We start from the raw sequence: 12,026 nt of genomic DNA on the forward strand, positions 1-12,026 counted from the left end.
GTCGTCAACCCCGGCTCTTGAACTGTTGAACCGCGTTCAGGCTCGCGTTGAGGTTCGGCACCGCGACCGTCAGCGACGCGGCGTCCACCTGCTTGAGCAGATCCTGAACGATCTGGGTGTCCTTCGACGCACCGTCGAAGTAGTGCGCGACCGCCGCCTGCGCGGCATGCAGATCGGACTTCATCGCGCTGTCGTTGCGCGAGAGAAGCGACAGCCGCGCGCTCAACAGACGCAGCTTCACGTTCTCGCGCACGAAGTAGCCTTGCTCGGGCGACGCGAGCATCGCATCCGCGTGATCGATGCGGCGCACTTCGACGAGCGACTTCAACTGCGCGCCGATGCCCGCCGAAAAGCCGCGCCACCACGCCTTCCAGCGCGGCTCGCCTGCCGCCGCGGCCGCCTGCTCGGCGCTCGCGGCGACGTCGGGATTCGTCTGCGCGTGCGGCGTGAGCGTTTCGCCCGAGAGCGGCAGCGCGTCGACCTTCGCGATCGCGTCGTCGAGCTTGATCGCGAGCCCCGTGAGGTCCGCCGACGGCGCGGCCTTCAACCGTTCGATGTCCTGCGCGACCGCCTTGCGCACGACGACCGCCTGCGCGCTCTGCGAAGCCGCGAGCCGCGAATCGGCGTTCTGCAGCGCAATCAGCGCGAGCTGCGTGTTGCCCGTCAGCAGAAGCTGCTGGCTCGCGCTCGACAGCATCTGGCCGACTTCCTCGATCATCCACGCGTCGCGGTTGCGCGACAGGTCCTGATATTGCTGCTGCAGCGCGGCCTGTGCGGTCTGCGCGTCGGCGAGCTTGCCTTCGAGCTGCGACAGCTGCGCGTCGGCCTGATGCACGCTCGAAAGCGCCTGCTCGGTCTTCGTGCGGATTTCGGCCGTCTGCGCGTCGAGCGCCTTCTGCCGCTCGAGCGCGTGCTGGTCGAGACGATCGACCTTGCGGTTCAGCGCATAGCCGCCGACGCCCGCCGCGGCCGCGATCACGACGATCACGAACCAGAGCGCCGCGTTCGAGCCGCTGCGCCGCGCTTTCGTTTCAAACGGCGTAAACGGTTGATTCGGCGGCGGAACGGGGGCCGCGGCCGGTTTGGAAGAGACGTCTTTGGTATCGTTGGTGTCTGTCATGCGAGAAGGCATCGGTGCGGCAATCGCCGGTTGATCGGCCTGATCGGCCAACGTACGAAACGCGCGAGCGATACGCTCATCGCCCGCGCCGGACAGCGTAATCCTATCAAAACCGAGTGCGCGCGCGGTCTCGACGATGCGCGGATGCGGCGCGACGAACTGCGCGTGCTTCAGCGCGTCGATCTCGGCCTCGTTCAAATGCTCGTGCGCGAGCTCCTGCAGATTGCGCACGCCTTCCGAACTCGTCACGAGCCACGCATGCGGCGCGCCCGACAGCAGCGCGTGCACGCGCTCCCACGCGCCGATCGACGGCTCGGGCGTCACGCGCCTGTACGCGGCGACGAGCTCGACTTCGGCGCCCGCGTCGCGCAGCCGCTCGGCGAGCCATTCGCGGCCGCCGTCGCCGCGCACGATCAGCACGCGCTTGCCGGCAAGATCGGCCGCGCCGCCGAACGCGCGCTCGATTTCGGCGAAGAGATTCTCGGAATCGTAATGCGGCTCGCTGCCGTCGCCAGGCTCGCGCGGCGCGATCACGCGATGCGCGGGCGCCGCGATCCCGTGCCGCGCGAGCGCGGCGACGCTGCCCGGCCCGACGACGCCGATCGGCAGCGGATGCGGCCAGATCGCGCCGAGCCGCGCGAGCGCGTGATCGATCGCGTTCGGCGACACGAACACGACGAGCGCGTACGCATCGAGTCGCGCGAATGCGTCGGCGAGCGGCGCATCGTCGGCAAGCGGCGCGATGTCGATGAGCGGAAAGTCGAGCACGTCGATGCCCGCCGCCGCGAGCTGCGCCGCGAGCGTCGCCGACTGTCCGTCGGGGCGCGTGAGCACCGCGGTGAACGTGCGCGGCGCGCCCGTCATCACGCGCCGCCCTTTTGCGCGCTCGCCGCGACGAGCGCATCGACGATCGCGCGCGCACCCTGGCGCTCGAGATCGTCGGACACGGCGCGGCCGAGCGCGAGCGCGTCGGCGGGCGTCGCGGCACGGGCCTGCGCGCGCGCGCTCAGCACGCGGCGGCCGTCCGTCGTCGACACGCTGCCCGTCAGATGCAGCTCGTCGCCGCGCCACACCGCGTGCGCGGCGAGCGGCACCTCGCAACTGCCGCCGAGCGCGCGCGCCACCGCGCGCTCGGCCTCGACCGCGAGCGCGGTGGCGACATCGTGCAGCGGCGCGAGCCATGCGGCGACGTCCGCGCGGCGCGCGGCGATCTCGATGCCGAGCGCGCCCTGGCCCGCGGCGGGCAGACTGTCGTCGACGTCGAGCAGCGCGCGGATCCGCGCGGCGAGGCCGAGCCGCTTCAGGCCGGCCGCGGCGAGAATGATCGCCGCGTAGTCGCCGCGGTCGAGCTTCGCGAGCCGCGTATCGAGATTGCCGCGCAGCGGCCGCACGTCGAGCTGCGGATAGCGCGCGCGCAGCATCGCTTCGCGGCGCAGGCTCGACGTGCCGACGACGGCGCCCGCCGGCAATTCGGCGAGCGACGCGTACGCGTTCGACACGAATGCGTCGCGCGGATCCTCGCGGCTCATCACGGCCGCGAGCGCGAAGCCTTCGGGCAGTTCCATCGGCACGTCCTTCAGCGAATGCACCGCGAGATCCGCGCGGCCGTCGGCGAGCGCGTTCTCGAGTTCCTTCACGAAGAGCCCCTTGCCGCCGACCTTCGACAGCGTGCGATCGAGAATTTGATCGCCGCGCGTCGTCATCCCGAGGATTTTCACGTCGCAAGCTGGATATAATTTGCGCAGCGCATCACGCACATGCTCGGCTTGCCACATGGCGAGGCGGCTCTCGCGCGACGCGATCGTCAGCGTCGCGGGCAGCTCGGCCGAAAGAGTCTCGGTGTTCATTGCAAGGACATCGCAGGACGGGATTGGGAACAGACTATGGTAGCACGCGCGCCTCGCGCTTCCGCCCGCCGGGCGGCCAGCGCGAGCCGCCCGCACGGTCTGCGTCAAGGTCCCGAACGGTCGTTCGGTTCGAGGTGGAATCCGGCATCCGCGTCAGGGTCCGGTCCGCAGTCGTCGCGTCGCTCTCCGCGTCGCCCGGTTTCGTCGTCCGACGGGATCGCGCACGACGCGTCTCGCGCACCGTGCAGCGCACGCCGCCGCGCCGCTTGATCGCGCTCGCTGTTGCTGGACCGCAGTTCCCGTTCACTCGTGCTTTCCCAAGGAAATCAATCGTGAAGTCTTCCGGATCGGCGCGCGCGACGCGCCGCAATGCTGTCTCGTCCTCCTCCGCGCCGGCGAACGCCGATGCCCAACCCCGCCGCACACAGACGGCCCGCAAGCCGAAGGAGGCCGCCGTGCGCGCGGCCGAACCGGCGAGCGCCGCACCGGCCAGGCCGCACGGCCGCACGCGCGAGGACAAGGACCGCCCGCTCTTCGAAGACATCCGCTATCTCGGCCGCCTGCTCGGCGATGTCGTCCGCGAACAGGAAGGCGACGCCGTGTTCCACGTCGTCGAAACAATCCGCCAGACCGCCGTCAAGTTCCGCCGCGAGGACGACAGCGCCGCCGCGCAGACGCTCGAGAAGATGCTGCGCAAGCTCACGCCCGAGCAGACGGTGAGCGTCGTGCGCGCGTTCAGCTATTTCTCGCATCTCGCGAACATCGCCGAGGACCGCCATCACAACCGCCGCCGCCGGATCCACGCGCTCGCGGGCTCCACGCCGCAGGCGGGCACCGTCGCGTACGCGCTCGACAAGCTGAAGGAAGCGGGCGACGCGTCGTCGAAGGTGATCAAGCAGTTCTTCGAAGGCGCGCTCATCGTGCCCGTGCTGACCGCGCACCCGACCGAGGTGCAGCGCAAGAGCATTCTCGACGCGCAGCACGACATCGCGCGCCTGCTGGCCGAGCGCGACCAGCCGCTGACCGCGCGCGAGCTCGCGCACAACGAGGCGCTGTTGCGCGCGCGCGTGACGACGCTCTGGCAGACCCGGATGCTGCGCGACGCGCGCTTGACGGTCGCCGACGAGATCGAGAACGCGCTGTCGTACTACCGCGCGACGTTCCTCGACGAGCTGCCCGCGCTCTACGCGGACATCGAGGAAGCGCTCGCCGAGCACGGCCTGCCCGCGCGCGTGCCCGCGTTCTTCCAGATGGGAAGCTGGATCGGCGGCGACCGCGACGGCAACCCGAACGTCACCGCAGCGACGCTCGACGAAGCGATCAACCGCCAGGCCGCGGTGATCTTCGAGCATTACCTCGAGCAGGTGCACAAGCTCGGCGCCGAGCTCTCCGTGTCGAACCTGCTCGTCGGGGCGAGCGACGCGCTGAAGGCGCTCGCGGCCGCGTCGCCGGACCAGTCGCCGCACCGCGTCGACGAGCCGTATCGCCGCGCGCTGATCGGCGTCTACACGCGGCTTGCGGCGAGCGCGCGCGTGCGGCTCGGCGAAGGCGCGGTGCCGGTGCGCAGCGCGGGCCGCGGCGCCGCGCCCGTGCGCGCGACGCCGTATGCGGACGCCGAGGAATTCGCCGCCGACCTGCGCGTGCTGACGGATTCGCTCGCGCTGCATCACGGCGAATCGCTCGCGACGCCGCGCCTCGCGCCGCTCATGCGCGCGGCCGAGGTGTTCGGCTTCCATCTCGCGAGCATCGACTTGCGGCAAAGCTCGGACATTCACGAAGCGGTGATCGCCGAGCTGCTCGCGCGCGGCGGCGTCGAACCCGACTACGCGGCGCTGGCCGAAGCGGACAAGCTGCGCGTGCTGCTCGCGGCGCTCGCCGATCCGCGGCCGCTGCGCTCGCCGTATCTCGACTACTCGGATCTCGCGAAGAGCGAGCTCGGCGTGCTCGAGCGCGCGCACGCGATCCGCGCGCAGTTCGGTCCGCGCGCGGTGCGCAACTACATCATTTCGCACACCGAGACGGTGAGCGACCTCGTCGAAGTGCTGCTGCTGCAAAAGGAAACGGGCCTCTTCGAAGGCACGCTCGGCACGCCGCACGCGAATGCGCGCAACGGCCTGATGGCGATCCCGCTCTTCGAAACGATCGCCGACTTGCGCAACGCGCCCGACATCATGCGCGAGTTCTTCGCGCTGCCGGGCGTCGGCGAGCTGGTCGCACACCAGGGGCACGAGCAGGAAGTGATGCTCGGCTATTCGGACAGCAACAAGGACGGCGGCTTCCTCACGTCGAACTGGGAGCTCTACCGTGCGGAACTGGCGCTCGTCGATCTGTTCAGCGAGCGCGGGATCAAGCTGCGCCTCTTCCACGGCCGCGGCGGCACGGTCGGCCGCGGCGGCGGCCCGACCTACCAGGCGATCCTGTCGCAGCCGCCCGGCACGGTGAACGGTCAGATCCGCCTGACCGAGCAGGGCGAAGTGATCGCGAGCAAGTTCGCGAATCCGGAAATCGGCCGGCGCAACCTCGAGACGGTGGTCGCCGCGACGCTCGAGGCGACGCTCCTGCCGCATCGCAACGCGCCGAAGCAGTTGCCCGCGTTCGAGGCTGCGATGCACGCGCTGTCCGACGCCGCGATGGCCTCGTACCGCGCGCTCGTCTACGAGACGCCCGGCTTCACCGACTACTTCTTCTCGTCGACGCCGATCGCCGAGATCGCCGAGCTGAACATCGGCAGCCGGCCCGCGTCGCGCAAGCTGCAGGATCCGAAGCACCGCAAGATCGAGGACCTGCGCGCGATTCCGTGGGGCTTCTCGTGGGGCCAGTGCCGGCTGCTGCTGACAGGCTGGTATGGCTTTGGCAGTGCGGTCGCCGCATTTCTCGACGGCGCGAAGGACGCCGCCGAGCGCGCGAAGCGGGTCGCGCTGCTGAAGAAGATGAACAAGACCTGGCCGTTCTTCGCTCATCTGCTGTCGAACATGGACATGGTGCTCGCGAAGACGGATCTCGCGGTCGCGTCGCGCTACGCGCAGCTCGTTTCCGACAAGAAGCTGCGCAAGCACGTGTTCGAGCGGATCGTCGCCGAATGGCACCGCACGTCGGACGCGCTCGCCGAAATCACCGGCAACGACGCGCGGCTCGCCGCGAATCCGCTCCTCGCGCGCTCGATCAAGAACCGTTTCCCGTATCTCGATCCGCTCAACCACTTGCAGGTCGAGCTGATCAAGCGGCACCGCTCGGGCGACACGAACGCGCGCCTGCGGCGCGGGATCCATTTGACGATCAACGGGATCGCGGCCGGCCTGCGCAATACGGGCTGAGCGATGGGGCGTCGCGTGCGGCGCTGCCGCGTCGCGCGCGACGCGCTTGCGCTTGCGTCGAAGCAATGACGGCCGTGCGTGTTGCACGGCCGTTTTCTTTTTTCCGAAGCGATCGCGAAGGCGCTTCGATTTGAACCGAGAGCCGCGCGGCTTGGCGTCCCGGCGTCCGCCCCAGTATCGCCCCGCCGCGTCAACGCGCGTCGATCATCATCGCATCGAGCTCGAACGAGCCGTCCGGCTGCACATCGAAGTACGCGCGCACCTCGTCGGGCGCGCCCGCCCACAGCGCGCGGATCGCGTTCGCGCGCACGTCCGGCGTCCTCATCCGCGCGACCCAGCCCTCGAACGCGATCGGCAGGCGCCAGCGCTCGCGCACCTGCGCGGCAAAGCCCGCCGCGGCGAAGAATGCGAGCCACTCGTCTGCGCGATAGTCGCGCACGTGCGACGCGTCGCGCAACACCTCGACCGCCTGCAAATGCGTGTCGACGAGCGGATGATCGGCGCCCGCGATGTCGACGAACAGCACGCGGCCGCCCGGCTTCAGCACGCGGCGCGCCTCGGCGAGCGCGCGCGGCACGTCGTGCCAGTGGTGCGCGCTCATCCGGCTGACGATCCAGTCGAACGACGCGTCGGCGAACGGCAGCCGCTCGGCCGCACCCTGCTCGACCCGCACGCCCGCGAGGCCGCGCTCGCGCGCCGCGGCTTCGACCGTCGCGAGCATCCGCGGCGCGAGATCGTACGCAACCACCTCCTTCGCACCGCCGCGCGCGGCGGCGAAGCTCGCGTGGCCCGCGCCGCAGCCGAGATCCAGCACGCGCGCGTCGGGCGTCGCGCCGATCCCGGTGGCGAGCGTGTCGAGATCGGCGCCCGTCGCATGGACGGCGCTCGTCAAATAGGCGGACGCGGCCGTGCCGAACGCGTCGGCGACCTGATCGTGATGCTTCATGGGCTGACTCCTTGTCGCGTGGGGATCGGAGACGGCCGGCCGACTGCATCGGCCGCCTTGAGCCGCTACAATAGAGTCCGATTGGTACCGGTACAAGCCAAGCAATTATCCTGGTATCCGCTCCACCAGCCAGCCGGCCGGCCGGAGCCCATTTTCCGTTCTTCGTCCCCACGCGCATCGCCAGACCAGACCCACATGAGCCGCCCGCCCGCCCCTCCGTCTCTCGACTCCACGCCGGCCCGCGCGCTCGGCGAGTTCATCCGCGCGCACCGCGAACGGCTGTCGCCGGAGGCGGTCGGCCTGCCGCCCGGCCCGCGGCGCAGGACGCCCGGACTGCGGCGGGAGGAGGTCGCGCAGCTGTGCGGCGTGAGTCCGACCTGGTACACGTGGATCGAGCAAGGCCGCGAAGTGTCGGCGTCGGCCGACGCGCTCGCGCGAATCGCGGTCGCGCTGCGGCTGTCGCGCGCCGAGCGCGCGTATCTGTTCGAGCTCGCCGCGCAGCGCGACCCGGCCGAGCCCGAGTTCGCGGCGACCGATGTGCCGGCGACGCTCGTCGCGGCTGTGAAGCTCATCGCGACGCCCGCGTACGTGCTCGACCGCCAGTGGAACGCGCTCGCGTGGAACGACGCGGCGGCCGCGCTCTTCGCCGGCTGGCTCGACGGCGAGCGCGACGATCGCAACCTGCTGCGCTTCACGTTCACGTCGCCCGCCGCCCGCACGCTGATCGTCGATTGGGAGACGCGCGCGCGGCGGCTCGTCGCCGAATTCCGCGCCGACACGATCCGTCATCTGAACGACGCGCCCACTCGCACGCTGATCGATTCGCTGCTCGCCGAAAGCGACGCGTTCGCGCATTACTGGGCGTCGCAGGACGTCGGCGAGCGCGAAGGCGGCGAGCGCGCGTTCGACCATCCCCGCGAAGGCCGCGTCGTCTATCAGCAGATGACGCTCAAGCCCGCGCACCGCGAAGACCTGAAGTTCGTCGTGCTGGTTCGCGAAGGCGCATGACCGCGGGAGCGCGCGTCTGCGTTCGCATGTGCATACGCGTGCGAAACGCGGCGATGCCGCGTCAGAACGTGATCGTCGCGGTGATCGTGTCGTTGTAGGTGCCGGCGCTCGCGGGCACGGCCGTCGTGCCGTCAACGGTCGATCTGTACGTAAACGGCGTGCGCCAGTTCAGCGGCGACGTGCCGAGCGACCCGTTCGTCATCAACAGCGGGGCGGGCATCACGGGCGCGAGCAATGCGACCGTCGTCACGCGCGACGCGCTCGGGCGCACGATCGCGACGTCGCTGCCGCTTTACATCGGCACGGGAATGCTCGCTCCCGGCCCCGCGAGCTACTCGGTCGAGGCGGGCTTCCTGCGGCGCGCGTGGGGCCCGCGCTCGTTCGACTACACGCGCCGCCCGGCCGTCAGCGCAACCGCGCGCTACGGCGCGAGCGACCGCCTGACCGCCCCCCGCACCAGCCGCCCGCCGCGCGAATGCTAAAATCCGCGATATCCATTCGCGGCGCGCGCCCGCGGCGCGCGCCGCTCCACTCCCTCTAAGAATCGCCATGACGTCCCAATTGCACAAAAAGGGCGAGGCCTGGTCGGCCCGCTTTTCGGAACCGATGTCCGAGCTCGTCAAGCGCTACACGTCGTCGGTCTTCTTCGACAAGCGGCTCGCGCTCGTCGACATTGCCGGCTCGCTCGCGCACGCGACCATGCTCGCCGCGCAGAAGATCATCAGCGCCGACGACCTCGCCGCGATCGAGCGCGGAATGGCGCAGATCCACGGCGAGATCGAGCGCGGCGAATTCGAATGGCAGCTCGATCTCGAAGACGTCCACCTGAACGTCGAGGCGCGCCTGACCGCGCTGATCGGCGATGCCGGCAAGCGCCTGCACACGGGCCGCTCGCGCAACGACCAGGTCGCGACCGACATCCGCCTGTGGCTGCGCGGCGAGATCGACCGGATCGGCGGCCTCCTGAACGACCTGCGCGGCGCGCTGATCGACCTTGCGGAACAGAACGCGGACACGATCCTGCCGGGCTTCACGCATCTGCAGGTCGCGCAGCCCGTCACGTTCGGCCATCATCTGCTCGCGTACGTCGAGATGTTCTCGCGCGACGCCGAGCGCATGCGCGACTGCCGCACCCGCGTGAATCGCCTGCCGCTCGGCGCGGCGGCGCTCGCGGGCACGAGCTATCCGATCGACCGCCACGCGGTCGCGAAGACGCTCGGCTTCGACGGCATCTGCGCGAACTCGCTCGACGCCGTGTCCGATCGCGATTTCGCGATCGAATTCACGGCGGCGTCCGCGCTGATCATGACGCACGTGTCGCGCTTCTCGGAAGAGCTCGTGCTGTGGATGAGCCCGCGCGTCGGCTTCATCGACATCGCCGACCGCTTCTGCACCGGTTCGTCGATCATGCCGCAGAAGAAGAACCCGGACGTGCCCGAGCTCGCGCGCGGCAAGACGGGCCGCGTAAACGGCCACTTGATGGCGCTCCTCACGCTGATGAAGGGCCAGCCGCTCGCGTACAACAAGGACAACCAGGAAGACAAGGAGCCCCTCTTCGACACGGTCGACACGGTCGCCGACACGCTGCGGATCTTCGCGGAGATGGTCGCCGGCATCACGGTGAAGCCGCAGGCGATGCGCGCCGCGGCGCTGCAGGGCTTCTCGACCGCGACCGATCTCGCCGACTATCTGGTGAAGCGCGGGCTGCCGTTCCGCGACGCGCACGAGGCGGTCGCGCACGCGGTGAAGGTTTGCGACGTGCGCGGCTGCGATCTCGCGGACCTGACGCTCGACGAGATGAAGCAGGAGCTGCCGAACGTCGCGCACCTGATCGGCGACGACGTATTCGACTACCTGACGCTCGAAGGCTCCGTCGCGAGCCGCAACCATCCGGGCGGCACGGCGCCGGACCAGGTGCGCGCGGCGGTGAAGGCGGCGCGCGCGGCGCTCGCCAAGTAAGCGGGCATGCACGTGGCGGACACCGCGCGGTGTCCGCTTTTGCATCCGCGGCGCAATCCGCGGTGCGATCTGCAGTACGACTCGCGGCGCGATACGCGCCCGGCTGCGGTGCCCGCAAGCGGCTCATCGCCGCCGTGCACGGATTCCACGAAGCCGGGCACGTGATGCGCGACGCGACGCGCGGCGATCACCGAAACGGCGCGCATCGCTTCCGGGCTCGCGCAAGCGCGGCGCGCGCCGGCACCGCCGCTCGAACGCGCGATAGCTCCGCGCCGGCGGCCCACGCATCGATTCACGGACGGAACGGAACCCATGTTCTCAGCGGCAATCTTCGATATGGACGGCCTGCTCGTCGACTCCGAGCGGACCATCATGAACACGTGGATCGACGTTGCGCGCGCTCACGGCGTCGCGCTGTCCTCCGCCGATTACCTGCAGATCGTCGGCCGCTCGTTTCGGGAAGGCCAGACGGTTCTCGCCGGACTGCTCGGCGACGACGCGTTCCGCTCGGTGTCCGCGCAGGTGCGCGAGCAGCTCGCCGCGCCGCTGCCCCATCCGAAATTTCCGCTGAAGACAGGCGCGCATGCGCTGCTGAGCACGCTCGCCCGTGCCGGCATTCCGTGCGCGGTCGCGTCGTCGTCCGCGCGCGACGTGATTCGCACGCGGCTTCACGCGGTCGGCGTACTGGAATTTTTCGCCGCGATCGCGGGCGGCGACGAAGTGGAACGCGGCAAGCCCGATCCGGCCGTCTACCGGCTCGCGGCCGAGCGGCTGAACTTGCCGGCGCCCGCGTGCGTCGCGTTCGAGGACAGCGATTTCGGCGCACTCGCCGCGACGCGCGCGGGCGCATCCGTCGTCACCGTGCCTGACCTGAAGGCGCCGACGCCCGAGATCGTCGCGCTGAGCCTGCGTGTGCTCGCTTCGCTCGACGACGCGGTCGCACTCGTGCCGGCGTGGTTCGGGCCGCGCGCCGCACAGCTCACGTGAGTCGGCGCGGCGCCCGCCGCACGAGTACGGGCGTTCGAAGACAATCGCAAGAACGCGCGGGCGGCATCCGAGGAAAATCGATGCCGCCCGCGCAAGACATGAGCACCGGCGCGCAAAGCGCCCGCACGGCGCTCAACGATTGTTGACCGTCTCCGAGAACCGCTTGAGCATCGCGACGCGCGCACCGATCAGATCGACCCGTTCATCCTCGCTGATGAGCGGCGTCATCGCGTCGCGAAACGCCGCCCACTCGCGCTGCGCCTGCACGAGCGCCGGCAGCGAAGCCGCGGGCATCCGCGACTGCAATTTCGCGTAATAGCGGTTCATGTCGAAGAGCGCGTGCTCGCACGCCGCATCGCGCATGCAAGGCCGCACGCGATGCACCGCGCCCTTGCCGCCGCCCGGCTGCGCATAGCGGTCGGCCGCGCCGCGCAGTGCGCGCGCGCGATCGCGCACCGGCTGCAGCCGCATGTCGGCGCTCGCCATCGCGTACATCGTCCCCTGCGTCGTCTCGTAGACCGCGCGCACCAGATGCGCTTCGTCCTTGCGCCACGCGAGCCAGCGGCGCTGGCTCTCCTGCCAGCCGCGCCGCGCATCGGCGGGCGCCGCCTTCTGCAACCGCTGGTACGCGGCGTCGACTTCAGCGAGCCACTGCTGCCGCGCCTCGTCCATGCACTGGATCTGGCCGACGGTCGACGAGCGGTCGCGCCGCGCGAGACACTGGCGCATCGCGACGTCGATCGGATCGGCCGCCGCGACCTCGGCATGCGCCGCGCCCGCCGCCAGCCAGGCGGCCAGCGCGACGGCGGCGAAGCGCACGAGCGTCTTCCGGACTTCGATCATCG

At 70.2% G+C, this 12,026-nt stretch carries 8 protein-coding genes and 1 pseudogene; 5 read left to right on the top strand and 4 right to left on the bottom strand.

The window, feature by feature from the left end:
• Positions 1 to 4 precede the first annotated feature (4 nt).
• Together hemDX and hemC are read right to left on the bottom strand one after the other, a co-directional pair.
• Positions 5 to 1,984, bottom strand: coding sequence for a fused uroporphyrinogen-III synthase HemD/membrane protein HemX (gene hemDX / locus WS69_RS02175; RefSeq protein WP_059469185.1), 1,980 nt, complete (start codon positions 1,982 to 1,984; stop codon positions 5 to 7).
• A complete protein-coding gene (gene hemC / locus WS69_RS02180; RefSeq protein ID WP_059469186.1) occupies positions 1,984 to 2,967 on the bottom strand; it encodes a hydroxymethylbilane synthase in 984 nt (327 codons plus the stop codon). The genes hemDX and hemC overlap by 1 nt, the downstream gene beginning before the upstream one ends.
• A gap of 332 nt (positions 2,968 to 3,299) precedes the next feature.
• Between hemC and ppc the strand changes: the two genes are divergently transcribed.
• On the top strand, positions 3,300 to 6,281 hold the full coding sequence (gene ppc, locus WS69_RS02185; RefSeq protein WP_059469187.1) for a phosphoenolpyruvate carboxylase: 2,982 nt from the start codon (positions 3,300 to 3,302) through the stop codon (positions 6,279 to 6,281).
• A 190-nt stretch (positions 6,282 to 6,471) separates the two neighbouring features.
• Here ppc and WS69_RS02190 read toward each other — a convergent pair whose 3' ends face one another.
• Positions 6,472 to 7,227 carry a class I SAM-dependent methyltransferase gene (locus tag WS69_RS02190; protein WP_059469188.1) on the bottom strand — a complete coding sequence of 252 codons (756 nt, stop codon included), beginning with the start codon at positions 7,225 to 7,227 and terminating at the stop codon, positions 6,472 to 6,474.
• Between the two features lie 195 nt (positions 7,228 to 7,422).
• On the opposite strand from WS69_RS02190, the gene WS69_RS02195 reads away from it, so the two are divergent.
• The 4 genes and pseudogenes from WS69_RS02195 to WS69_RS02210 all read left to right on the top strand — a co-directional run bounded on the left by WS69_RS02195 (position 7,423) and on the right by WS69_RS02210 (position 11,181).
• Positions 7,423 to 8,235: a helix-turn-helix transcriptional regulator gene (locus WS69_RS02195; protein WP_059469189.1), complete on the top strand. Its 813-nt coding sequence runs from the start codon at positions 7,423 to 7,425 to the stop codon at positions 8,233 to 8,235.
• Positions 8,236 to 8,333: 98 nt separating this feature from the next.
• Positions 8,334 to 8,681 (top strand): annotated as a pseudogene (locus WS69_RS02200) (fimbria/pilus outer membrane usher protein); the annotation flags it as partial.
• Positions 8,682 to 8,784: 103 nt separating this feature from the next.
• On the top strand, positions 8,785 to 10,194 hold the full coding sequence (gene argH, locus WS69_RS02205) for an argininosuccinate lyase (RefSeq protein WP_059469191.1): 1,410 nt from the start codon (positions 8,785 to 8,787) through the stop codon (positions 10,192 to 10,194).
• Between the two features lie 312 nt (positions 10,195 to 10,506).
• Positions 10,507 to 11,181 carry an HAD family hydrolase gene (locus tag WS69_RS02210; protein WP_059469192.1) on the top strand — a complete coding sequence of 225 codons (675 nt, stop codon included), beginning with the start codon at positions 10,507 to 10,509 and terminating at the stop codon, positions 11,179 to 11,181.
• A 132-nt stretch (positions 11,182 to 11,313) separates the two neighbouring features.
• Here the strand turns inward: WS69_RS02210 and WS69_RS02215 are convergent, their stop codons facing one another.
• The gene (locus WS69_RS02215) at positions 11,314 to 12,024 is read right to left on the bottom strand and encodes a lysozyme inhibitor LprI family protein (RefSeq protein ID WP_059469193.1); all 711 of its coding nucleotides are present in this window, start codon (positions 12,022 to 12,024) and stop codon (positions 11,314 to 11,316) included.
• Positions 12,025 to 12,026: the final 2 nt, after the last annotated feature.

It is taken from the genome of Burkholderia sp. BDU5 (assembly GCF_001522845.1).
Classification (GTDB): domain Bacteria; phylum Pseudomonadota; class Gammaproteobacteria; order Burkholderiales; family Burkholderiaceae; genus Burkholderia; species Burkholderia mayonis.